The sequence below is a fragment of the Klebsiella sp. HMSC09D12 genome, assembly GCF_001808475.1.
In the GTDB taxonomy this organism is placed as follows: domain Bacteria; phylum Pseudomonadota; class Gammaproteobacteria; order Enterobacterales; family Enterobacteriaceae; genus Klebsiella; species Klebsiella oxytoca.
On sequence record NZ_KV793504.1, the window covers coordinates 100,271 to 125,135 of the forward strand.

Annotated in this window: 13 protein-coding genes; 6 read left to right on the forward strand and 7 right to left on the reverse strand. The window is 53.6% G+C overall.

The genetic code is table 11. The features are described 5' to 3' along the window. Positions 1 to 11: 11 nt before the first annotated feature. Complete coding sequence (locus HMPREF3178_RS31935) at positions 12 to 326, reverse strand: hypothetical protein (RefSeq protein ID WP_032728857.1); 315 nt, start codon at positions 324 to 326, stop codon at positions 12 to 14. 641 nt (positions 327 to 967) lie between these two features. On the opposite strand from HMPREF3178_RS31935, the gene HMPREF3178_RS32130 reads away from it, so the two are divergent. Further along, on the forward strand, positions 968 to 1,054 hold the full coding sequence (locus HMPREF3178_RS32130; RefSeq protein ID WP_071530322.1) for a SymE family type I addiction module toxin: 87 nt from the start codon (positions 968 to 970) through the stop codon (positions 1,052 to 1,054). A gap of 43 nt (positions 1,055 to 1,097) precedes the next feature. On the opposite strand, the gene HMPREF3178_RS24380 is transcribed toward HMPREF3178_RS32130, so the two are convergent. The 3 genes from HMPREF3178_RS24380 to HMPREF3178_RS24390 form a co-directional block, all read right to left on the reverse strand. Then, the gene (locus HMPREF3178_RS24380; RefSeq protein WP_017145051.1) at positions 1,098 to 1,472 is read right to left on the reverse strand and encodes a CDI toxin immunity protein; all 375 of its coding nucleotides are present in this window, start codon (positions 1,470 to 1,472) and stop codon (positions 1,098 to 1,100) included. Positions 1,473 to 1,476: 4 nt separating this feature from the next. Further along, complete coding sequence (locus HMPREF3178_RS24385; RefSeq protein ID WP_032757189.1) at positions 1,477 to 9,417, reverse strand: two-partner secretion domain-containing protein; 7,941 nt, start codon at positions 9,415 to 9,417, stop codon at positions 1,477 to 1,479. Between the two features lie 133 nt (positions 9,418 to 9,550). Next, a complete protein-coding gene (locus HMPREF3178_RS24390) occupies positions 9,551 to 11,233 on the reverse strand; it encodes a ShlB/FhaC/HecB family hemolysin secretion/activation protein (RefSeq protein WP_017145053.1) in 1,683 nt (560 codons plus the stop codon). 502 nt (positions 11,234 to 11,735) lie between these two features. Here HMPREF3178_RS24390 and btsT point away from each other — a divergent pair. From btsT to yjiA, 3 genes are all read left to right on the forward strand, one after another. After that, a complete protein-coding gene (btsT, locus tag HMPREF3178_RS24395) occupies positions 11,736 to 13,886 on the forward strand; it encodes a pyruvate/proton symporter BtsT (protein WP_004108575.1) in 2,151 nt (716 codons plus the stop codon). A 109-nt stretch (positions 13,887 to 13,995) separates the two neighbouring features. Continuing rightward, positions 13,996 to 14,199 (forward strand): YbdD/YjiX family protein, encoded by a 204-nt coding sequence (locus tag HMPREF3178_RS24400; RefSeq protein WP_004108577.1) that lies wholly within the window; start codon positions 13,996 to 13,998, stop codon positions 14,197 to 14,199. Between the two features lie 11 nt (positions 14,200 to 14,210). Continuing rightward, positions 14,211 to 15,167 (forward strand): GTPase, encoded by a 957-nt coding sequence (yjiA, locus tag HMPREF3178_RS24405; protein WP_004108579.1) that lies wholly within the window; start codon positions 14,211 to 14,213, stop codon positions 15,165 to 15,167. A 170-nt stretch (positions 15,168 to 15,337) separates the two neighbouring features. On the opposite strand, the gene HMPREF3178_RS24410 is transcribed toward yjiA, so the two are convergent. Then, positions 15,338 to 16,708 (reverse strand): NAD-dependent succinate-semialdehyde dehydrogenase, encoded by a 1,371-nt coding sequence (locus HMPREF3178_RS24410; protein WP_004108581.1) that lies wholly within the window; start codon positions 16,706 to 16,708, stop codon positions 15,338 to 15,340. Positions 16,709 to 16,887: 179 nt separating this feature from the next. Next, positions 16,888 to 17,826, reverse strand: a complete 939-nt coding sequence (locus HMPREF3178_RS24415) for an Rpn family recombination-promoting nuclease/putative transposase (protein ID WP_004108583.1) — start codon at positions 17,824 to 17,826, stop codon at positions 16,888 to 16,890. 207 nt (positions 17,827 to 18,033) lie between these two features. Between HMPREF3178_RS24415 and HMPREF3178_RS24420 the strand changes: the two genes are divergently transcribed. Further along, the gene (locus HMPREF3178_RS24420; RefSeq protein WP_004108585.1) at positions 18,034 to 18,849 is read left to right on the forward strand and encodes an AraC family transcriptional regulator; all 816 of its coding nucleotides are present in this window, start codon (positions 18,034 to 18,036) and stop codon (positions 18,847 to 18,849) included. A 46-nt stretch (positions 18,850 to 18,895) separates the two neighbouring features. Continuing rightward, on the forward strand, positions 18,896 to 19,543 hold the full coding sequence (locus HMPREF3178_RS24425) for a LysE family translocator (protein ID WP_024273684.1): 648 nt from the start codon (positions 18,896 to 18,898) through the stop codon (positions 19,541 to 19,543). Between the two features lie 10 nt (positions 19,544 to 19,553). On the opposite strand, the gene HMPREF3178_RS24430 is transcribed toward HMPREF3178_RS24425, so the two are convergent. Then, positions 19,554 to 24,767 carry a RecQ family ATP-dependent DNA helicase gene (locus HMPREF3178_RS24430; RefSeq protein WP_017145054.1) on the reverse strand — a complete coding sequence of 1,738 codons (5,214 nt, stop codon included), beginning with the start codon at positions 24,765 to 24,767 and terminating at the stop codon, positions 19,554 to 19,556. Between the last annotated feature and the right edge of the window lie 98 nt (positions 24,768 to 24,865).

Sequence of the window (24,865 nt, forward strand, 5' to 3'; positions counted from 1 at the left end):
ACAGATTCGCGTTAGCGTTCCTGCTGTGTAAACTGTGTCAGCGCTGCACCGCCTGCGCCACCTTCTGTTCTTTCCACCCTTCTTCCCTTTAATCCTGTATTTCTGGTAAAAGCTCCAACATACGTCGCAATGAGCACATCCGTTGGATTAACTTCTCCATTAATAAGATACTGAATACCAGCATTTTCTGTTCCGCCCATCGCGCCAGTAACCTGCATTCCACCCGGCAGGTAGATTAGCCCCCGCTGAAGCCAACGTACCTGCATAAGCTTTATTCTCAGCAATTCCTCGCTGCCAGGCTTCACCAGAGGGGTTAACTGCACCATGCTCTCTGGCTTTCTCACCCTGGCTCCATTCGTTCCTACCCATCAGGTTATTCTCCACACTAATCCCAACTCTGTGGATGAATTTTTATCCTATCTTTGCTCTAAAATCCTTTTAGTTTGAATAGTCTGGCAATAATAAAAACCGCACCAGTGAAGATTCCAATCACACAACCAATTTTAATGGTTTTGAGTATATCGGCTTTTTTCAAATCAAAAGTTCCTGTTAGCATTCAAACTAAAACGTCTATAGACAAAGTTATACACAGGAAACTAACAATACCCCCAAGAATACAGGCGATAAATAGAATCAGCAGGTTTAATATTTTCTCATTGAAGGATTTCATTTCAATTTCTTCTCAATGATTGGTTCGAGTTTTTCCCGCCATATTCTGAAGAGAAAGATGCTCCTATGTCGCCAAAACTGCCTGGAATGTTACTCGGTGTAACTTCTTTTGAGATACCAAAGTCACCTTTAATCTCAGTATACTTTAGCATAATAGGATTAAACTTCGGATCCCAACCTGCTTTCCACCTAGTTTGCCCCTGCATTTGTACCCCAAGAAATGCCTTTGCCTATACCATAACCAAACCCAGCACCAATACCATTTGTAATTGCGCCTGAACCTACGCCTGAAGGGAAACTGGCTGAGGCGGGATTCAGTACCGACACGCCGGTCACGGTCAGCGTGGAACAGGGACGACTGGTGACAGAACCGGTCAAGGGCTGACGGGTAAAAAATCTCGGCTTTAACGCCGGGATTTAATATATCTCTAATTTTTTATACCCAGACGAATTATGTCTGTTGGAAATAGAGGTTGTAATATCAATTCATTGTTAAAAATGAACAGTTTAGGAGATAAAGCTGTAACGTCATAAATATTTTCAGCAACCAATACTAGGTTAGTTCTAAAAACAGGAATGTTAATGTTATCCACAAAAACAAACACATCATGTTTTTTATTATAACAATCGGATATGAGATGATTTATATCTTCATAATCTGAATAGTTAAAATCATCCCACAATAAGTTCCCATTAATAAATGGGAACTTATACAAAATATTAAGCGCATCCTTCTCTCTCTGTCCTTCAAGCACTTCGAAATCAGCACCAAGGGCCCCTTTACACTCATCAAATAAATTCATTTTTCTACCTATTCAACTGTTTCAATATGGTTTCAAACGCTTTTTCATTACCTTCAAATGGTATAACCTGCTTGACTGCTTTGCCCGGCCCTTTCCCTTGAGAGTAATCCCATACGTTGATGTGCATTCCCTTTTCAGGATCATAATCAACACGCCAACCAACCTTACCATCATTAGATTGCCGTCCAATTATTTTTCCATTCCCAGCACTCACTTCTAGTCGCCCAATTACAGGCTTAGAGTCAGCACCCAAATTACCCACAATATTTAGCGCCTTATTTCGAGCATTTTCCCAGTTTTTTTCAGATTTTAATATTGTTTCAATTCGAGTCGCTGGACTTGGTACTTTCTTCCCTGGCAACATAATGCCTGCCAGCAGCCCGCCCGTTGCTTCCAGTGCAGCTTGATTCCCGCCAGCCGCCTGTTTAACCGTATCCGCAACCGCAGACCAGGTTTCACCCTGCATCAGCGTGGTAACAGTATCCGCCAGCGCCTGATTCTTCCCGGCCAGGTCGCTCATCGCTTTACTGCAGTAACTGTCACCCACAGCACAGGAAGCCAGCACCATGGCCGCATCAGCAGCATAGTCAACAGAACCTAATGCCGCATCGCCGGTATCAGCAAGGCCATTGATAATGGCGTTCGCGATGGCAGAAGTGGTGCCTTCACCCAGCTTTTCCCTGACCTGATTTTTCAGGGATTCAGCAGCCTGTTTCGCCGCTTCTCGGGCTTTATCACCGCTCAGCGAGTTATTCTCAACCGCGTTCTTCCCGGCCTGCGCCCCCGCGACCGCATCCCCGCTGCTGCCTCCGCTAAGCCCCCCTATCAGTCCCGCCGCCAGCGTACTCAGCGCGCTTATCGTCGACTTCTGCTCATCCGACAGCTCTTCTGTCTTAACATCCGGATAATATTCTGCCGCTATCCAGCGCCCCAGCAGTTCGCCGCTCACCGCGCCTGCCGCCCCCGCCAGCGCGCTGTTATTTCCCGATGCCGCCGCTATCGCTCCCCACACCGCGTGCGCCATCGCATTGGCTTCCACATTCACCTTGCCCGTCGCGCTGTCCGTCGTCTGGCTGTGAATGATTTCCGCCACATACGGACTCACTGCGCCGCTCGCCGCCTGCGCCAGGTTGCCGCCCGCCAGACCCTGCATCGCCGCTGTTACCGCCTGCGCCACCTTCTGGTACTTTCCGCCCGTATCGTAGTCCGCCGTCGCCGTCCGGCTCACCTGCGCGCTGATTTGTTCCTCGCTCGGATGGGCATTCCCTCCCGCTACCAGCATCTCCCGTGCCGCTGCCCGCGCAGCCGGGTCGCTCTGCGCCGCCTGCGCGTTCAGCTTGCCCTGCGTCACGAGCACATCACTCACCTGGCGACCTGTTTCACCTATCTTCTGCGCCACCGCCAGCCGGTTCTGCTCTTTCTCCTTATCAAATATCGGACTCAACGTTTGGTTCGCATGCGCTGCATCCCGGCTTAACCTCGTCACGTCTTGCTGCTGACTCGTGCCGTCGCGGATAACGATACTGCCCTCGCTCACCGCCGCCCGCGTCAGCGAACTGTCGCTGCCGCTGCCGTTCGCCCCCATCAGCAGACCGCTGGCCGCATTCCCCAGGAACTGCCCCGCCACGCTACCGCTCGTGCTCGTCCCCACGCTCTGCTGCTCCACGCTGTACTCGGCAGAGTTTTTAATATCCCGGAAACCCAGCGTCCCGGTATCCAAGCGGTTCAGCTCCGCCGCCGTGCTCGCCAGCACGCTGCCATTCAGTTGCGTATGCCCGCCCACCTTCACATCAAAACCGCCCTCGCCGGCAAAAATCCCCGTTTGCGCCTCCACCGATGCCCAGGTGCTGTGCATTTTGCTCTGGCTCAGGTTGAGAGAGCCCGAACCGCCGCCCATGCTGCCGCTCGCCCCCACGCTGCCGCTACGCTGCTTCGAATCGTAGTTATCGCTGTCCTGTTCGCTACTCAGCGTCAGGTTACGCCCGACGTCCATTGTCACCTGATGGCCGCTCACCTGCGCCCCGGTCAGCGTCGTATCGCGACCGCTGACGATAGTCACCCGTTCCCCGGCGCTGAGGGTCGTTTCGTTATGCATCAGGCTGTTGCCCTTCTCGTGGCCCTTCGCGGCATTGGCGCTGGCGCTGACCGTCAACCCGTTCGCGCCCTGACCGAAGTTAATACCGACGCCAAACGAACTCCCATGGCTCTCGTTTTTACCGCTCAGGGTGCTGACGTTCTCCGCAGAGAATAAATTCACATCGCGCGCGGCATTGAGTAACGCGCTGCCGCCGGCTTGCAGCTGGCTGCCCTCAACGTTGATATCCGCCTCAGTGGCGATAATGCTGAGATTGGTGCCGGCCATCAGGCTACTGCCGCGGCTGGTGTTCTGCGTTTGTCGCTGAGTGGATTTCGATGACTGGCTACCCCAGGAAAGGTTGACCCCTATCATGCTCTCCGGACTGGAATCCGCAGTCTGCATCTGCGATGCCTGATACGCCTGTACGCCCGATAATGCCGACTGCAGCCCGCTCAGCGCGGCGAGACGGCCATTGCTCTCGGTGCTGGCCTGTTTAGCGCTGGAAACCGCGGTATTAATGGCGCTGCCCACCATCCCGGATAACGCCAGCGTCAGGCCGCTGGTTTTCTGTTCCACGGTATGGGTCTGGGTGCTCTGGTTTTCCGCTGCCAGAATATTCACGGTTTTACCGGTCAACGCCATATTGTTGCCGGCCACCATGTCAGATCCCTGAACCGTCAACACATTACCGGCGCTCAGGCTAAGGTTGCCCTGTGAGCTTCCGACGGTACTGGCGGCGCTACTCAGCGTTGTCGTCACGTCGGTGGCTTTCAGCGACGAACTGCCGACGCTGAAGCCAACACCGCCAGTGCCGGAAAAGCCGCTATGTTTCTCTTTACGTAGATGGTTTTCCTGGCGACTCTCCTCGGCGGTGGCGATGGTCAGGTTACGCCCCGCCACAAGGTTGACGTCCTGGGTGCCGGCAACACTGCTGCCGGACACCAGCAGGTCGCGCCCGGCCTGCATCACAATACTGTCACCGCTAAAATTGCTGCCGATGGCGTTCTGCGCCCACACTTCATCGTGAGTGGTGAGCGAGCGGTGAGCCAGCAGGCCGCTGCTGCTTTGATGGTTGTTTTCCGTCAGATGCCATGAGGACTCGCCACTGCTGAGGTTAATGTCATTGCCGGCGGCAACCGTCAGGCTGCTGGTTGCCGTCACGCTGGCGGCGCGGGCATGAATATCGTGGACGGCGGACAGCGCAACCGCGCCGCCATTAATTTGCGTGCCGATATCGCCACGCTGGGTCAAAGAACGATCGTTGCCTTTCCCCCAATTTCCGCTTTCGCTGTGGGTAGTGGCGAGCGTCCGCAGGTTGAGATCGTTGCCGGCGATAATCTTCGTCTGGCTGCCCGCCGCGCTGTTACTCACCATGCTTGCCGTCAGATTAATGTTATGTAACGCCTGCAGCCCCAGCTGGCCGTTTTCATTCTGGACATAAATCCCCGCAGGCCGATCGAGGCTGATGTTACCTGGGCCGCCGCCGAGGGTGCTGGCGCTGTTGAGATCACGCCCGGCTTGCGCGATCAGGCTATCGCCGCCCTGCAGCGTTCCGCCAATATTGTTGATATCAGTACGCGCGTTTAGCGTGAGCTGGTTGCCGCCGATATAGCCGCTGTTATGAATGTTTTCCGCGGTTAGTTGCGTCACGCCGCGGCTGTGGATGTGCCCGCTGTTGGTCACATCACGGCTCACACTGAGCGCCACGTTTTCACCGCCGAGCAACGCGCCGCTGCCATCAAGATCGCCCGCTTTAACCCGCGCATAAACCTGCGGCACCAGCACATGCCGCACAGAGCCATCCGCTAGCGTGACCTCTCTGGCGACCAGCCAGACCATATCGCTGGTCAGCAGCGCCATCTGCGCTGGCGTCAGCGCCACCCCGACCGTCAGGTTGTACTGTTTGGCGAAGGCGACGCCCGCGTCCATCAGCGCCCGGTACTGCTCTTCATCGTTACTGTAGCCCTGGAGGTAGCGCTCGCCGCTCAGTTTAACGATCTGCTCACGCACCAGCCGCTGTTCGTAATAGCCGTCGCCAAGCCGCTTCATCGCCTGATCAACGCCCAGCTGATTTTGCATGTAGTCGCTGGCGAGCCACGCTTTACCGTTGGTAAAACGCGGTTCGGTTTCCACCAGATAGCCTGCTTTAGCCTGTGGATCGATCTGATACAGACTGCTGACAGGAAGACGGGTATCCGGCGTGACGAGGCGAATAACCGTTCCGTCAGCGTTAACCGGCGTCACTTCCACCAGTCGTCCGGCAGGTAGTTCACCTGGCTCATCGGCGCGATCGCGCGGGGTAATCACACTGCTATGGCCATCAATTTGGGTATTGCCCTGCCGCTTTATGGTTTGCAGATCGATAGTCTGAACCGTGGGCGTCGGTTCATATTCGCTACTTTTTTTCCCCTGGCTGGTTTTGGTGCCGCCAAACGGGCGGCTGGTCTTTTTCTCATACCAACGAGTCTGGGTACCGACGTCGGTGGTCACCCGTTTACCGGTCGTGGCGACGTTGTTTAGTTCGCTAATCACGCCACCGAGCGCTCCCCCGGCGATAATCTGGCTGTCGTAGTTATTCAGCTTATCGCTGTTGATGATGAGCCGGCCGCCGGAGAGGATTTTGCCGGGATCGCTTTCCACCACCTGCGTTTCCACAACGGTACGCTGGTACTGATATTCATAGAACTCATCGCCACGGCTACCGTCCGGCATGATGGCGTCGTGAACGCCGTATTTGTTTTTATAGCTGGTATCGACCAGCGACCAGTCGAAGCGCTGTACCGATCCTTTCAGCGCCGCTTCATGGCGCCATGACTGCTCGACCATCACATCTTTCGTCACCAGATGGTCGTTGTAGTTATTGATTTGTTGGATATCGATCGCCATATCACCGGCGGACTCAAGCGTTGCGCTGTGGTTATTAAAGACTCCCGCCCGGCCGCTGAGCGAACCGTCTTCGGCAAGTTGGCCGCCAATGGTAAGCGTACCGTCGCTGTAGATCAGCGCGTGATCCTGGTTATTGAGCGTGCCGACGCCCATTGCCAGCAATGCTCGTGCAGCAATCGTCGCCGCCACGCCGTTCTCCGCGGCGTTAGTCAGCGTTGCCACCTGCAGCGCGACGGCGTCGCCGTACAGGCGCCCGCTACCGATATTGGTTAACGTCGTGGCGACAATATGGGTTAAACCACCGTCAATCAGTCCCCGATTGACCAACTCGCCGTTGACCGTAAAATGGTTCTCGCCAGAGCTGATTTCACCTTCCTGACGGTTATCCAGCTTCGCCACATAGAGATTGAGCACCTGGCCAACGCTGATAACACCCTGATTAATCAGTCCCAAACCGGAGAGATTCCACTGCAGGTTGCCGTTGGCGATGATCCTCCCGGCGTGATGAAACGCCTGACGCAACGTTAGTGACATATCGCCCTGAGAGAGCACCTCGCCATCGCCGCTGAGGGAACCGGCATCGAGAATAAGTTTGCTCGCGGCAAGTAGCGTCCCGCCCGTATTAGCCAGCACCAGGTTGACGCCTGCTATATCCAGAGCGGCGGCGGAGACGATCTGCCCCTGCCGGTTATCCAGCCCCCGATTGTGGATGGTGATGTTCAGGTTACCGCCGGACTGCAGTTCTCCCTGACGGTTATCAACAGCGGCGCTCTGAATACGCAGGGCATCAACGGCGGTAATTGTGCCCTGCTGATTATCCAGCAAACCGCTCGTCGTCAGGTTGACGCTGCCCCGCTGCGCCGAGCCAACCTGCCCGTGACGATTGTTAAGATTTTGAGCCCGTAGCCGGATGTCGCCGCTGGCGATGATATTCCCCTGCGAGTTATCCACCCCATGGCGCGCAGTGAGCTGAACGTCGCCCTGCGCCGCGCTGATTTTTCCGCCATGGTTGATCAGATTGTCGGCGTCAAGCTTGATATTGCCATTTGCGGCAAGAACGCCTTCGCGGTTATCCAGCCCTCCTTCAGAGCTCATGGCCAGGTCGCCCTGCGCCGCAATCAATTGCCCATGCTGGTTCCGAAGGCTTGCTACTTGTAGAGAAAGGCTACCGCCAGCAACGATATTCCCTTGTGAATTTTCCAGCTCATGACGCGTAGTGAGCTGAGTATTGCCTTGCGTCGTGCTGATCTTACCGCTGCGATTATTAATGTTATCGGAGTACAAAACGATATTGCCGTTAGCGGCAATAGTGCCTTCGCCGTTGTCCAGCACGCCATCGCTGGTAATCGACATGCCGCCGCTGCCGGTATGCAACAGCGTTCCGTTTTGATTGAGCAACTGGCTGGTGCTGAGCGTCAATGCATGGCTGTTGCTGGCGATCTCACCGCCGTGGTTATCCAATCCCGCGCAAAAATCAAGGCGTAGATCGTCCTCGCCCGTCTGCTGGATTACGCCCTGCTGGTTATCCAGCGCCATTGCTTTCAGCTCAAGCTGGCTGGCCGTCAACAGGCCACTGTGGTTTTTGAGTTTGCCGCTGGCGGCCAACTGGAGTTTTTCGCTGGCCGCCACCACCGCATCTCGGGTTGTGATATCGCCGGACGCGGCGCTGACCACAATCCGCGCCCCCGAGGTTCGACTGTTATCAAGATCCACTGCCCTGCCCTGCGCCGTCAGCGTCCCAGCCGCCATATTGCGGCCATTCAACGCCAGCGAAGTCTGGCTATTCAGCGTCAGCGCGCCGCTGCTGGCGGAAGAACCATCGCTATTTAATCCGGCTGCGAGCGTGCTATTTTGCGCGCTACGCAAAGTGCTGGCGGCAATCCGCGTATCACCTTGCGCGGCGATAATGCCGTCATTGGTTAGCGTCGCGCTGGCCGTCACCAGGCTATCTTTTCCGGCGTACAACTGGCCCTGATTGTGAAGATCGCCCTTAACGGACAGTTGCAGATTCTGTGCGGACTGAATCACGCTGCTGTTGCTGAGCGCGCCATCAGCGCTGATTGCTACGTCCCCCGCCGCCGCGCCGATATTGCCGGCATTGTGAACGCCTACGCCTCGCTCGGTACCGACAAGACGAATTTTATGGGCGTACATCCCACCTAGCGCGCTGACGTCTATCGCCACCGCTGGCGCCGCACTGCCGTCGGATGATTTCGCCGTCGTCAGACTGTGCGCCGCATCGATCTGATTACGCCCTGCAGTAACCTTTAGCTCCTGCGCCCAAACCCCGGCGTTGATTTTCACCGCGCGGGCGAGCAGGTCGGTGCTGTCTACCGAGCTCGCATCAAGCCCGCCTCCCTGTACGATAATTTCGCCGCGATTGACATCGTAACCGCTAATCTGCCCGTTGCTGTACTGCACCTGACCTGTCGTCAGCGTCGCGCGGTTGGCATTGATAAACCCGCAGCCGTCGCAGCTAATTCCGCCAGGGTTAGCTATCACCACCTGCGCTTTCTGCCCGGCAACCTCGATATAGCCATTCAGCCGGCTCGGATCACGGGTATTCACCTCGTTGAGGATCACTCTGGCTTCCCCTTTCGCCAGATTCGGGTTACCGGCGACCATCCCGGCCAGTTGGGTTGAAGTGCTGGCGTGGCTGTTATTCAGCACCACGCCGCGCCCATCGACGTCAAACTGGCTGTAAACGTTGCGCGAAACGCCTGCGCCACTCGGTGTCTGAATATTGACCTGCGGAGTGCCATTGGCGCTATTGGCGATCTGCGGTTGCTGGCCGCCGGGCGCATGGTTATCGGCGACAATCGCTGCCTTAGCCGGGGTGAGACAGGAAAACGCGAGCAGAAACCCAAAGGCCAGCGGCGCCAGGATGGACGTCAGCGTCGACCCGGTTCGCGCGTCGGCGCCAGATTGCGGCGACACGCCCGCCCGATGAGAGCGGGTCGTTTCCGCCACCACTATCAGCATCCCGCGAGCCTTATTAAATACGATTCGATAAAAGCGTTTATTCATTGCCGTTACTCGTCATCCGTTGTTCACCGCGGCGCGGAAAATCATCCCTGTGCGCAGCACGCGCCACCGGACGGCGCGTGAGTAAAAGTCAGTAGCTCCAGCTGACGCTGAAACCAAAAGTTGCTGGCTCGGTTTTAAAATCATCGGGTTTGTCTAAAGGGATACCGGCGAACAGGTCGTAGCTGGCGCGTAGGTACTGGCCGCGCAACCCTGCCACGCCTCCGGCGAGGTGTTTGCCCACCAGCGTTTCACTGCCAGCGCCGCCGACTTCGCCGTAATCTGCTCCCAGATAAAACTCCTGCCCCGGCAACGGGGTCGACCAGGCGATATCGTTACGGACGTACCAGCCGTGGCTGGCGGTCAGGGTGCGCTCGCCGTCAAAGCCGCGAACCGTCCAGCGGCTGCCGATGGAAAACATATCCGGCGAAGTCAGCGGCGTGCTGCTCATCTGCCGCTGATAGCGACTGGTAAAGCGAAAACGTTGCCCGCCCAAGGCAAAAGGCAAATTGAGCTGAGCATTAAATTGCAGGATCTTGCTGAGGGCGGTTGCTTCCCCCCACTGCTCTTCTGGCGCAGGTTGAGCGCCGAACCAGCGGGTACCGCGCTGGTAGCTCACTCCGCTATCGAGAGTGGCGTTGCCAAGGTAATGGCGATGCTGCAGACCAAGCTTCCAGGCCGCCGTTTGCCGCCGCTGGACGGCAATCTCGGTGTCGTTAATGAAGTTACGCTGCTCGCGGGCTAACACATCGGCGCTAAGAGTGGTCTTCTGACTACCGCTACGGTGCAGTACGCGGCTAAGCTGGAAATCAACGTTCTTGCTTTTACCGCTGTACTGGTAATCGCCGTTAGCCCCCGCCACGGTTTGCACGTAATCGTACTGGCTGGCGGTTAATACGAACTGCCAGTAGCCCAGCGGGACCGAATAGTGGCCGGTCAGGTTCTTTGAGGATTTACCGCCGTTGCCATCGAGGTTATGTGAACCGGAAAGGTAAAAAAGATCGCTTAAGGATAGTGGGTTATCCAGTGACAGCGTCAGGTTCCCCTGGTAACGGCCGGTGGCATTAGAGCCGGAATCATCGAGCGAGGCGTCGATGCGCCAGAAGCGCTCCTGTTGGCGGTTAATGACAATATCGCTTTGCCCCGGCGTCTCGCCCGGAACAATTTCCATGCTGGCCTGAACCGTCGGCAGGCGCTGCAGATTTTCCAGCCCCTGTTCAATATCGCGCAAATCCAACAGTTTCCCGTCAGTCGCCGGAAATGCGCTCGCCAGCCACAGATAATCATCGCTCTGCGCCGTAAGCCTGGCTTCACGGATATAACCCGGCATCACCACCAGGCGTAAAACACCGCTTTTTAAGTCCTGCTGCGGAGCAAGGATCCGGCTGGTGATATAACCGCGGTCGATTAATATATTCTGCAATTGGGCCATCAGTAGATTTATTCCCTTTCCTCCCAGACAACGCCCATTCACTTTATTTGTCTGGCGCTGGAGCGGAAGCCAATGCGGTAAGGCTTCGGCGCCCTGCAAAATAACCCGAGAAATAGCAAAGCAAGGTTGTTCAACGGGAAATAGCCCATCATCGATATTTACTCCTTCCGCGGATAAATGAATATCCGGTGACGGCGGCGCGAGCTGACTTTCCAGGGCTTGCTGGCGCTGCTGCTGGTTGATGAACTGCTGCTCACGTACGATATCCGCAGGCGCGGCGTACCCCCACACTGGCAGCGCAGAGATAATAAAAGCCTTATGAATTAAACTCCGTTTATTCATTATTTTTTAAGCCAGGGCTATCCATGTCGATGACAAACACTCTTTAATGGCGATTAAATACATTCAAACATGCATAAATATCAACTCATATTCATAAGGCAATCATCGTAATAATAACTTAACGACGAATTCATCAATGAGGGGCTATTTTTATTGGACTGCTGAATATATTTCAGCAATAAAGGTAAAATGTGAAGTCATTATGAAATGAGAATAATGAATTTGAATTGATATAATCTGCCGCTGGTATGACTCGTGCCACACCACAACTCCCTGTGATCTCAATCACATAATTATTCCCTGTTAACTTCCCTCCCAACCGCTTACCCCGGCAAGTGACCGCTTAACCCCAAATATAACCACTCACAGATTTACCCAACTTTACGCGCGCGAAGTTCTGGCAAGATCGTCTCCAGCATAGCTAATCAATACCTCCACCAACCCTGACTCAAAACTAAACGGCTTCGGCCCATTATTCATCTCATTAACGCCAGGTTTTACTATGGATACTAAAAAGTTATTCAAGCACATACCCTGGGTGATTCTTGGAATCATCGGGGCATTTTGCCTCTCGGTCGTCGCTCTGCGCCGCGGTGAGCACGTCAGTGCGCTGTGGATCGTGGTGGCGTCGGTTTCCGTCTACCTCGTCGCCTACCGTTATTACAGCCTGTACATTGCGCAAAAGGTGATGAAGCTCGATCCTACGCGTTCGACGCCGGCGGTAATTAATAACGATGGCCTGAACTACGTTCCGACCAACCGCTACGTGCTGTTTGGCCACCACTTTGCCGCGATTGCCGGCGCCGGTCCGCTGGTGGGCCCGGTGCTCGCCGCGCAGATGGGCTACCTGCCGGGTACCCTGTGGCTGCTGGCGGGCGTCGTGCTGGCAGGAGCGGTACAGGACTTTATGGTGCTGTTTATCTCCTCGCGTCGTAACGGCGCCTCGCTGGGTGAGATGATCAAGCAGGAGATGGGGCCAGTACCGGGCTCCATCGCGCTGTTCGGCTGCTTCCTGATAATGATCATCATCCTCGCAGTGCTGGCGTTAATCGTGGTTAAAGCGCTGGCGGAAAGCCCATGGGGCGTGTTCACCGTCTGCTCGACCGTGCCAATTGCCCTGTTTATGGGGATCTACATGCGCTTCCTGCGCCCGGGTCGGGTAGGCGAAGTGTCGGTTATCGGCATCGTTCTGCTGGTGGCGTCTATTTACTTCGGCGGCGTGATTGCCCACGACCCTTACTGGGGCCCGGCGCTGACCTTTAAAGACACCACTATTACCTTTACCCTGATTGGCTACGCGTTTATCTCGGCTCTGCTGCCGGTATGGTTGATTCTGGCGCCGCGCGACTACCTGGCGACCTTCCTGAAAATCGGCGTAATCGTTGGCCTGGCGCTGGGTATCGTGATCCTTAACCCTGACCTGAAAATGCCGGCGGTGACCCAGTACATTGACGGTACCGGTCCGCTGTGGAAAGGCGCGCTGTTCCCGTTCCTGTTTATCACTATTGCCTGCGGCGCGGTCTCCGGCTTCCACGCCCTGATCGCTTCCGGCACCACGCCGAAGCTGCTGGCTAACGAAACCGACGCCCGTTTTATCGGCTACGGCGCGATGCTGATGGAGTCCTTCGTGGCGGTGATGGCGCTGGTGGCGGCATCAATTATCGAACCGGGTCTCTACTTCGCGATGAACACCCCGCCGGCGGGTCTGGGCATCACCATGCCGAACCTGCACGAAATGGGCGGTGAAAACGCCGCGCTGATTGCCGCCCAACTGAGGGATGTCACCGCTCACGCGGCAGCGACCGTCAGCTCCTGGGGCTTCGTGATCTCTCCTGAACAAATCCTGCAAACCGCGAAAGATATCGGCGAACCGTCGGTCCTGAACCGCGCAGGCGGCGCGCCGACGCTGGCCGTGGGTATCGCTCACGTGTTCCACAAAATCATCCCGATGGCGGATATGGGCTTCTGGTACCACTTCGGTATTCTGTTTGAAGCGCTGTTTATCCTCACCGCACTGGATGCCGGTACCCGCGCAGGCCGCTTTATGCTGCAGGACCTGCTGGGCAACTTTGTACCGTTCCTCAAGAAAACCGACTCGCTGGTAGCAGGCATTATCGGTACTGCGGGCTGCGTTGGTCTGTGGGGCTACCTGCTGTATCAGGGCGTGGTCGACCCGCTGGGCGGCGTGAAGAGCCTGTGGCCGCTGTTCGGCATCTCTAACCAGATGCTGGCCGCCGTGGCGCTGGTGCTCGGTACCGTGGTGCTGGTCAAAATGCAGCGCACCAAATATATCTGGGTCACCGTGATCCCGGCTGCATGGCTGCTGCTGTGCACCACCTGGGCGTTGGGCCTGAAACTGTTCAGCACCAACCCGCAGATGGAAGGCTTCTTCTTCATGGCTCAGCAGTACAAAGAGAAGATCGCTTCCGGCGGCGAACTGACCGCACAGCAGATTGCCAACATGAACCATATCGTGGTGAATAACTACACCAACGCCGGTCTGAGCATTCTGTTCCTTGTCGTGGTCTACAGCATCATTTTCTACGGCATCAAAACCTGGCTCAACGTACGCAACAATAAAGTGCGTACCGACAAAGAGACACCGTACGTACCGGTACCGGAAGGCGGCGTGAAGACCTCTTCACATCACTAACCCCTAATGCCGGATGGCGCTACGCTTACCCGGCCTACACAAGCGAATGTTTGTAGGCCGGATAAGGCGCTAGCCGCCATCCGGCTTTATTCGTTCTCTGGAAAGCATAATGTTTGGTAACTTAGGTCAGGCAAAAAAATATCTCGGTCAGGCAGCGAAAATGCTGATTGGCATTCCGGATTACGATAATTACGTCGAGCATATGCAGACCAATCATCCGGACCAGCCGTACATGACCTATGATGAATTCTTTCGCGAACGCCAGCAGGCCCGCTACGGCGGCGACGGCAAAGGCGGCGTGCGCTGCTGCTAATGGAGGCAAATATGGCACCGATTGCAGTTACCCTATTAACCGGTTTTCTTGGCGCCGGTAAAACCACTCTACTGCGCCATATCCTGAACGAACGGCACGGCTTTAAAATTGCCGTTATCGAAAACGAATTTGGCGAAGTCGCCGTCGATGACCAGCTTATCGGCGACCGCGCGACGCAGATTAAAACCCTGACCAACGGCTGTATCTGCTGTACCCGCTCCAACGAACTGGAAGACGCTCTGCTCGATCTTCTCGACAGCCGCGATCGCGGAGAAATTGATTTTGACCGACTGGTGATTGAGTGTACCGGCATGGCCGATCCCGGCCCGATTATTCAGACCTTCTTCTCTCATGATGTACTGTGCGAACGTTACCTGCTGGATGGGGTGATTGCGCTGGTTGATGCGGCACATGCTGACCAGCAGATGAACCAGTTCACCATTGCCCAGTCGCAGGTGGGGTACGCCGATCGTATCCTGCTCACCAAAACCGACGTGGCGGGCGACAGCGACAAGCTCCGCGAGCGGCTGACGCGCATCAACGTCCGCGCGCCCATTTACCGCGTCATCCACGGCGATATCGACCTGAATCTGCTGTTTAACACCAGCGGTTTTATGCTGGAGGAGAACGTGGTTAGCAGCAAACCGCGCTTCCACTTTATGGCCGACAAGCAGAACGACGTATCGTCAATCGTAGTGGAACTGGATTATCCGGTAGATATCAGCGAAGTCTCCAGGGTGATGGAAAATCTGCTGCTCACTTTTGCCGAACAGCTGATGCGCTATAAAGGGATGCTGTGGATCGACGGCGAACCGAATCGCCTGCTGTTTCAGGGCGTTCAGCGCCTCTACAGCGCCGACTGGGACCGACCATGGGGCGATGAGCGGCCGCACAGTACCCTCGTCTTTATCGGCATCAATCTACCGGAAAAAGAAATTCGCGCGGCGTTTGCCAGCTTGCGCAAATAGCCGCATGGACGGTTCCCTCTCCCCTTGGGGGAGAGGGTCAGGATGAGCGAAGGAGGCGCAAAATTACCCTTCCCCTCCCTCTTTCTGAGGAAGAAACCCTCGCCAATCGATGTCTTCCGGGAGGGCCATTAGTCCGGTGGGGGAGTCAGAGCATCTGCGCGCTCGGTTGCTTAGCGGCGAACCACCACCAGCTTCTGATTCACAAACTCTTTAATCCCAAGATCGGAAAGCTCGCGGCCGAACCCGGAGCGCTTAACGCCGCCAAACGGCAGCTCCGGCGCGGTATCGGTTAACCAGTTGATATAGACCATCCCGGTTTCAATCCGCGAAGCCATGCGTTTCGCCCTGTCGATATCCTGGCTGAACACGGCTCCGCCGAGGCCGTAATGCGAATCGTTGGCCAGCTTCACCGCCTCATCGTCATCTTTCACCACGTAGATTTGCGCGACCGGACCGAAGAACTCTTCAAAATAAGCCGGATTATCGCGGGTAATGCCGGTCAGTATGGTGGGCTCGAAAAAGCTGCCTTCTCGCTGCGCAGGTTTGCCGCCCAGATGCAGTTTCGCGCCATTTTTCACCGCCTCGTCCACCTGTTTGGTTAACGTTTCCAGCGCGTCTTTTGAGGAGAGCGGGCCCAGCGTGGTACTTTCGTCCAGCGGATCGCCAATTTTCACCTCGCGGAAGGCTTGCGTAAACTGGCTGAGGAAAGCGTCGGCAATTTTTTCATGCAGGATAAAACGTTTCGCCGCGGTGCACACCTGCCCGGCATTATTGAGCCGCGCCTGCACGCCGGTCTTCACCGCTTTCTCCAGATCGGCATCGTCGAGAACGACAAATACATCGTTGCCGCCCAGTTCAAGCGTCGCTTTCTTAATGTGTTTAGCCGCCTGCGCCGCTACCACGCCACCGGCTTTTTCCGAGCCGGTCAGGGCCGCACCCTGTACGCGATCGTCGGCGATAATCTTCGCTACCTGATCCTGAGAAATGAACAGGTTAGTCCATGCGCCCTCTGGCGCGCCGGCCTCACGAACCAGCTGAGCGAAGGTTTCCGCACAGTGCGGGACGATGCTGGCATGTTTGGCGATCACCGGGTTCCCTGCCGCCAGGTTCGGCGCCAGCACGCGCATCAGCTGATAATAAGGGAAGTTCCACGGCTCTACCGCCATCAGTACGCCGATGGGATGGTGTTCGACCCAGGCTTCACCCAGTTCTGACGGATATTTTACCGGCGCCAGAAACTGTTTTGCGTTATCGGCGTAGTAGCGGGCAATTTGCGCGCACAGTTTGACCTCACCGCGGCTTTGCTCGATAAGCTTACCCATCTCCTGGCTGGCGATTTTGGCCAGCTCTTCAACCCGGCTGTCGATCAGGTCCGCCAGCTTGTGCAGGATCGGTAGCCGTTGGTCAATATTTCCCTTGGCCCACTGCGAATGATAAAGCGCATCCGCCTTTTGCAGCGCCGCTTCCACGTCAGCATCGCTGTGTGCCGGATACGCTTTGATAAGCTGATTATTGGCAGGATTCACCGTCTGATAAGCCATATCGCATGTCTCCTTGTTATCGCTGTTAACGCAGTCATAAATACCGCACAGGTTATTAAGGGTAGTCGAGATAGCTGAGGATGCGCTCCGGATCAGGTAGATACGGAATTTTCCAGGAATGAAATGGTGAACGCCTGGAGGGCTAAACGGCTCCAGCTGCCCCCCGGCGCATCAGGGGCCTAATGATGCCTGACCGCAAGCGCCGCCTCCGGCAAACCGGTAATTCTTAGCACCGTCTCCAACGCCATACCTTCGGCGAGCATCGTTTGGGCGATACGCAGCGCTTCGGCGCGCTGCCCCTCTTCAACCCCCTCCAGACGACCTTTCTCAAGGCCTTCCCGCTTCCCCTGCCTGCGCCCTACTTCACGTAACCTTTCGGCGATAGTCATTAGCTTCTCCTTGTGCTGCGGTACCCGCTGGGCCACTTCGCGGATGAACTTACCTAACCGAAGCGCTTTGCCCGAGTGAATCAGATAATTAAACAGCGTTTTCAGCTGCCTGTCATTAGCGTATCCATTAAGCAAAATGGCCGTCAGATGCTCCACAATACCCAGCAGATCGCGCTGACGAATATGTTTTTGCATCAGCTCCAGCAGGGCGACTCTTCGATGCTGCACAATTTCGTCATCAGGTACGACGGTAATATCCACCAGCGGAAATGGTCCGGTATAAAGCTGTTTTGCCAGGGCTGGGTCGGCGAACATGTCGAGCCAGGATAACGACCAGGGGTATGGCGTGGCGACGCCATGATAAAACAGTATCGGGATCACCAGCGGCAGCGTTTTATGCCCGTTATCCAGATGGCGCTGCATCGCGGCAATAGCATAACGCATGAGTCTGAAGGCCATAAACGCATCCGGGGAGCTTTGATGTTCGATGACCACATAGATATAGCCTTCTCCCGCGGCAGTTTTCAGCGCCCACAGAACATCGGAGTAGTATGCCCGCAGGTTCTCTTCAATAAAGCTACCGGACGCAAGCGTTAACGTATCCAGGTCGCACATTTTTCGTAGCGCTGGCGGCAGATGGATATCAAGGAAGTCCCGCGCGGTGTCAGCATGACGTAGAAACTGTTTGAATACCGCATCGTGCGGCGTGGACGTAGTACCCTTTTCCATGGCTATCCGCCTGCGTAAGAAATCCTGCCGCCACTCTACTGCGCCCTGTTTCTCACCACACGCCCTGCTGTTGGTCTTTACGAGCCGCGACGAAAGCTATTTTTCTTCGGCTGCAAGCAAAACATTTTTGTCCAACGCGACTCGCAGTTTTCCCACCGGCTGATGGCATGTTATAAACAGCTATTCCCTTCAGCTCAGGAGCCAGCCGTGAGCCATACGCGCGACATTCAGCAAACTTTCTGGCGTGACGAACAGCTTCCCTGGCTGGAGCTGCGCAGCACATGGCTTAGCCGCCAGGCCTATAAACGGCATCGTCATCCGCAGCTCTCCATTGGGGCGATTATCGAGGGGGAAACGCGCTGTATCTGCAGCGGGCAGGAGTATCTGCTGCGCCCTGGCGACCTGATTATTATCCCCGCGCAGGCACCCCACAGCTGTAATCCGCGCGACGGCCAGCCGCGCAGCTACCATATGCTCTATCTCGAGCTAAGCTGGTGCTGGCAACAGCTGACAGACGGTGTGCATCAGGCAAGGTTGATCACATCATCGCCCGTCATTCGCGATGCCGGACTCTTTGCGCAGTATCTGCAGATCGTGGAGCAGATGAGGCAGCAGCAGACCATGCAGCTCCCTGCAAGCGTCGCTCGTCTGGTTCATACTCTACCGCTGCGCCCGCATGCGCCTCAGGCGCTAAGCGAGACCAGCGCCCGTCTTTTCACCCGCCTGGCAACCGATCTGCAGGCTCCGCCGACGCTGGATAGCCTCGCCGACGAGTTTGCTCTACGTAAAGAGACGCTGATCCGCACCTTCAAGCAGGAGACCGGCCTGACGCCCGCCAGTTTTATCAATATCGCGCGTATTGAATTCGCTAAAACGCGCCTGCGCGCAGGGGATAATATTGCCGATGTGGGCTACCAGGCCGGGTTTGCCGATCAGAGTCACTTTCATAAAACCTTTGTCAGCTATACCGCCGCCACGCCGCGCCAGTATGCGCAGTCCCGATCAATAACAGACAATAATTAGCGTTTACGCTGGCGTAGGGTGACCTCAGGTTACTACTGAGGTTGCTATGGACATACTCGCTACGCTCTTTCCTTCCGCCTTCCCCGCGCTGGCGCTTTCTCATTTTGTCGCCCTGCTAAGCCCCGGGCCGGATTTTTTTCTGCTGGTGGGCTACGCCATCCGCTATCGCCTGCGCGGCAGCGTCGGCCTGTGTATCGGCATTGCCGCCGGAAACGGTCTGTATATTATTCTGGCGGTAATCGGCTGGGGGATCCTGCGCCACGCGCCGCTGCTGTTTACGGTGATTGAGCTGCTGGGCGCGGCGTATTTACTGTGGATTGGCAGTCTGCTGATAAGAAGCCGTCCTACCACGCTGGCGCTGGATGGCGCCCCGGTTTCGCGCCCGTCGCTGGTGAAACAGCTTTTTCTCGGGCTGGGTTCTTCGCTGCTCAATCCGAAAAACGCCCTGTTCTACCTCGCGCTGATGACCTCCCTGTTGGGACCGAACGTCACGCTGGTGCAGCAGGCCGTCAGCGGGGCATGGATGACCAGCGTGGTGTTGATATGGGATCTGTTGCTGGTTACGCTGATTGCGCTACCGTCGGTGCAGCGCCGCCTTTCCGCCGTCGTCTGGCGAGTCGAGCGCACGGCCGGCGCCATACTGATGGCTTTTGGCGGCTGGATTGTCTGGCAATTTTTGCACGAGGCCGTGTAAGTATTCTGCTTCAAGTAATATTGTCATAAGCGGCTTCTTCACGGGTTTCAACCAATAATATCGGTACATACCAATTGTCCACTTTCACCGCAACTTGATAATCCTCTGCTGTTAGTGTTTTGCTGCGCTGTAGCATGGCAAGCACTTCAATTTTGCGGATCCCGGAAAGAGAAAATTGCCACTGGCTCTTTCCGGCACTTGAAAGCTGCGCAATTGCCGATTGATTAGCATTCACCTTGATGGTATTCCCGACAGAGACCAGTTGGACGCTATCCCCAACCTGCGTATCGGTAAGTAACGAATGAATGGGATGACCAGCCGGATGTCCACCTGCAAAACTGATATAGAGCTGGCGCAATCCGATGATCGAGAAACGACGTAAGATCCCAGGCGCAACGGCTTGTGCAGCAGTATGGCTGATGACCGCTGGATCTAACTGTTCGATATAGGGATTTGGCGCACGATCATCATGCATAATAACAAGTCGGGATATCGCTCGCGTCATGCCAACATAAAAGAGCCTTCGTTCTTCTTCGTTATTTTCAGGTTGCAGAGAGTGCGAACTACGCCAACCTCCATCTAATATAATGACATGCTCAAACTCTTCACCTTTTACGCCATGTACGGTGCTCAGCAAAACCCCCAGGCCAAAGCGAACCTGGCTGTGCTGGGCATGTAAATATTCCAGTATGAAATGTTCAAAATAAGCGGCAGGTAATGGCTCGCCTCCCTGGCTTAGCTCCCATTGCTCAATTAATTCATAAATAATATCGTGCCAACGGTTCGCCTGGTCTCGCCCCGGTAGTTGCTGACACAGCTCTGCTGGCGTCAGCGACTCGAGCGCTCTTTCTCGTAGCCATAGCAGATAATTGGCGATCTCCCGACAGTGGCGAATGGGGAAACCATAATCTTTCTCCAGCGCAAAGCGGCAAGGAATACCTGCATCCGCAAGGGCTGAACGGACCCAAATAAGCTCCTTTTTGTCGAGCCCATTGCGTGCAATAACCGCAATTTTCTCAAGAGGGCATTCCGGCTGCAGCCGTTGAATATACTGAATTTGGCGCACGACTTCTGCCGCCTGCTGAGCCGCGCCGGTACAATGCTGGATAACAACTTTGCCTTCCGAAGGTTCAAGTGCGCTCCACTCTCCGCCTGGCGGAAGCATCTGGCGAGCGCGATCGATTACGATCGGATGCTCGCATTTCATTCTCCCCTGATTATGACTGATAAGATAATTTGAACATGCAATAATATTGGCCGTAGAGCGGTAATTCCACGTTAAAAAATGAGTACGGGCGGAGTAATCGCTTTCAAACAAACGAATAAATCGCACGCTGGCATCACGGAAACCATAAATAGATTGATCGTCATCACCCACCGCCATGAGATTAAGACGAGCATCATCTTCACTTTCATTTTTACCTGCCAGCGCGGCAATCAGCTGATACTGTGGCTCATCAATATCCTGATATTCATCCACTAGTAAATACTCAAGCCCGCCGAGGAGGTATTCACGTTGTTCTTCAACTTCTAACCCGAGCTGCGTTTCATCGCCTTTGAGTAAAGCTATTGCTTTCCAGAGCAGGTTATCAAAATCGATTTCGTCATTATCTTTCCGCTCAATCTGGTATCCCGTAAGGCTCAATGCTAATCCGTGGAAGGTTTGTACCATTATGCTGGCGCCATCTTTACCAAGCAACGACTTCAATCTGCGTCTTAAGGAAATCGCTGCGTTACGGTTATAGCAGAGCAACAGGATTTTACGCGGGTCGACCTGCTTCACGCGTAAAAGATAGGCGCATCGATGGATAATAACTTTACTTTTCCCTGAGCCTGGTCCGGCAAGAACTAACGTATTTTGTTCAAGGCTCGCCTGCACAATTTGCTCCTGATCGGGATTATGCAAATTTTCAACAATGCGTTTCCATGAGCTTTCGCTGGTTGCCAGATCGAGAATTTTTCGCCGCCCTTTAAAATAAAGTGGAACAAATGACTCGGCATCCATAGCAAAGTAATCCTGTACGAGCCGTTGGGCATAGTTAGGTTTTTCAAGACCAAGCCTGGCGTATTCATTCATCACATGGATCTGAAGCGTCTTTTGCTGATAATGGAGAGCCAGTGGTTCATAATCAGCTTTGACATACCGTTGCGATTTTTCAGCCTGCAATTTCAAGCTCATCGCTGTCCGGAAAACAGCCAGCCCATTTTGCAGCACAATGGCATGTTGTTCATGAAGATAAAGTAGAGCACGTTCTGCACCAGCCATCAGCCACTGCTGCTCATCCCCCCCCTGTCTCTGTTGGATCATTGGAATAATATCAACATCTTTTCTTAAATAATCGATAACCTGTTCCAGTGAGAAAGAAAGCATCACTTTTTTGATACTGCTTTCATCACTATCCAATGCCAATTGATAAATAAAATTCAGTACGGAGCTTGTCACACGATGACGTTGTAAAATGGCTCTTTCGATATATGCCCAGTCACGATACATAATAATCTGGTAGCTGTTCCTTGTACCATAACGAAAATCAATAAGCCCTTTATGACCGTTTGCTCGAGCATCCTGAGACCAGCTAAATAATATATTTTGTAGTAACGTGGTATTACTTCTATCATAGCCTTGCTGAATAATCTCTTGATTCATAACCGCAATCTGGAGAGGCCATGGCATCCCCAGTTCAATATCAGGATGAGCTTCGCGCAGCAGCCCTAACATGGCGATTTCAATATTGTGAATTAACTCAGTTGTGATCCTCGCATTATCTTTCCCTTTGGGGCGCATACGTACGGTCAGCAGCATTCCCCTGGTGACCAGGCCAACATCAGCCATCTGTGTCAATACGCGCATAACATCTTTTGCTTCAATTCCTGACGTATTATTTTCTTTATGCGGAAGAAATTGGGCAACCTCATCAGCAATGCTGTCGGCACTAAGTCCGTCATCGTCATTAGCATTTAATAGCGCCTGTAAAACAGCATTCCAGAGAACCATCGCCGCAGGATTCAAGTGCAGCGCTGCCATCTTACTTTGCGCTTCTTCCAGAGAAGAAAAGGCCACTTTTCCCTGAAAAACCTGAGTTATATTATCAAGTCGCTCCACATAACCAACACGTTCCAGCCACGCTATCCCCGTTTTAACTTTAGTATCCGCATTGTTATCATCGATAGAGAAACTGGTTTTAACCATAGGATGATTAATTAGCTCAATACTTGTGGCAACGACTTCATTATTTTCATTAACTTTCTTTTTGATTCCCTTAAATATTGCATAAATATCTTTAAAGCTTACTTCACTAATAGCCTGAAGGCGAAACTGTTTTTCAATGTCCTGCTCATCAAATAATAGCACACAATGCGCGTCCAGCGTATCCCGCCCAGCACGCCCTGCCTCCTGGAGATAATTTTCCAGAGAACCGGGGATCTCCGCATGTATTACTAAACGTACATTTTCTTTGTCTATTCCCATGCCAAAGGCATTAGTAGCACAAATAACTCGATAACGGTTAGCAATAAACCCTTCAAGGATTTCTTTCTTTTCACTATTTTCAAGCCGGGCATAAAAACGAGCAACCGGTAAAGGTTGCTGTTGGGTCAACACATCGCTGATTTCATCTACCGAACGGCGGGTCGCGCAATAGATAATGCATGCACCTTCATCATCATTAGAAAAAAATTTATCGAGCAAATTCAAAATCTGACTAATTTTGCTCAAGCCATTACTTGCAATGATTTCATAGTGAAGATTAATTCTTTCTACTCCCCCTGAAAAACGAGCTAATGGGTGCGATAATTTTTTGTCAAAATACCGACAAATATCATTAATCACATCCAACTTCGCCGTTGCGGTATAGCAAAATACCGGAGGAATCTGCACAGACTGCTCCTGCGCCAAAGATTCAATAACCTTGCCACAATACAGATAGTCAGGACGAAAATCATGGCCCCACTTTGATAAACAGTGAGCCTCATCAAAAACCCATCCACTAATCTGACGTTGCTTGATAGCTTGTTTTACCGCGCGGTTACGTAATTGCTCAGGAGAGAGGTAAAGAATCGCAATATCCCCCTTACGGACCTGCTCAAGAATAGCGCCGCGCTCAGGTAAAGTTAGCATCCCTGAAATGGCCTCAACGCCTTTAATACCTGCCTTATGACGTAAATTATCCACTTGATCTTTCATCAGCGCTTGTAAAGGCGAAATAACAATGGTTAAAGAACCATTTCGCAGATTCCTGACAATCGCAGGAAGTTGATAACATAAAGACTTCCCTCCGCTAGTCGGTAATATCCCAAGCAGTGAACGACTAGCTAATCCGTACTCAACGATATTGCGCTGTAACGGCGAGCCATCAGGAAGTTTACGAAAATCGTTCAGCTCGAAAATTTTCTGTAAATGCCGACGAGCATCATGGTTTTCACAGCAGTAGCGGCAAGTTTCAGACTGGCATTTTTGCTCACGCAGTTCGCGGATGATATCAGCGGTGACGGGAAAACGGCGCCATATCCAGGGCGGTAAAACAGAATTCCCTCCCGATACGGGGAGCCAGGCACAGGCAAAAGCCAATGGTAGTAAGCGCAAAGGCTGTTTAAGAGCATCGCCAATAACCCGATTAAGCTGGTTAGGGCATGCTTTATTCTGAGCAACCGATTTAACTAGCGTAGGTAAAACTACGGCGGATATGGACGCCTGACCCGTCAGTGCGGAAAAAATGCTGGCCATCCCACGTGTACTGAAATGGCTGGCAACGCCGTGCTCAAAAAGATACTGATATAGCTGCAACTGAGCCAGCGGCTTTTCTTGCAGCGCACATATTTGCTCGGTGAATACCTGAAGCGATAATTTAGCGTCATTCACTGGATCGTTAATGCTATCTCTTACCAGTTTATAGTCTTTAATCAGCCGATGGTATGGATTTGCGGGAAAAGCTAGCGGTGATAAATAAAGGGTATCAATGATTGGTTTATCTAATAATATTTGAGCACGTACGCGTTGTTTGGCAATCCAGGGTAAATCATGATCCAGTATGTTATGACCGAGGATTAAATCTGCATCGCCTGCCATTTCATCCAATTGATGAATCGCTTCATCCTGATTTATCTTCAAACTCAACGTGCGTTCCGCCAGCACGGCCCCCATATGCCTTAACTTTTCATCACGCGTAAGCTCTAAATCGAAAGACAGAATTTTATTAAAATCAACAGAATGTTTATCCGTTTTCATCAAATATAGCACCAGGAAATTTCAGGAATGATTTTGATACACATTGAAATATAAAACGTATTTAATTTCCTATTGAATCACTAATTTCTGGTGAAATC

Bases quoted from the DNA above. Each gene is read 5' to 3' on its own strand.
- HMPREF3178_RS24430 (WP_017145054.1), bottom strand. From the start codon at position 24,767: ATGAAAACGGATAAACATTCTGTTGATTTTAATAAAATTCTGTCTTTC.
- HMPREF3178_RS24390 (WP_017145053.1), bottom strand. From the start codon at position 11,233: ATGAATAAACGGAGTTTAATTCATAAGGCTTTTATTATCTCTGCGCTG.
- HMPREF3178_RS24400 (WP_004108577.1), top strand. From the start codon at position 13,996: ATGTTTGGTAACTTAGGTCAGGCAAAAAAATATCTCGGTCAGGCAGCG.
- HMPREF3178_RS24410 (WP_004108581.1), bottom strand. From the start codon at position 16,708: ATGGCTTATCAGACGGTGAATCCTGCCAATAATCAGCTTATCAAAGCG.
- btsT (WP_004108575.1), top strand. From the start codon at position 11,736: ATGGATACTAAAAAGTTATTCAAGCACATACCCTGGGTGATTCTTGGA.
- HMPREF3178_RS24425 (WP_024273684.1), top strand. From the start codon at position 18,896: ATGGACATACTCGCTACGCTCTTTCCTTCCGCCTTCCCCGCGCTGGCG.
- HMPREF3178_RS31935 (WP_032728857.1), bottom strand. From the start codon at position 326: ATGGTGCAGTTAACCCCTCTGGTGAAGCCTGGCAGCGAGGAATTGCTG.
- HMPREF3178_RS24415 (WP_004108583.1), bottom strand. From the start codon at position 17,826: ATGGAAAAGGGTACTACGTCCACGCCGCACGATGCGGTATTCAAACAG.
- HMPREF3178_RS24380 (WP_017145051.1), bottom strand. From the start codon at position 1,472: ATGAATTTATTTGATGAGTGTAAAGGGGCCCTTGGTGCTGATTTCGAA.
- HMPREF3178_RS24385 (WP_032757189.1), bottom strand. From the start codon at position 9,417: ATGCTGATAGTGGTGGCGGAAACGACCCGCTCTCATCGGGCGGGCGTG.
- yjiA (WP_004108579.1), top strand. From the start codon at position 14,211: ATGGCACCGATTGCAGTTACCCTATTAACCGGTTTTCTTGGCGCCGGT.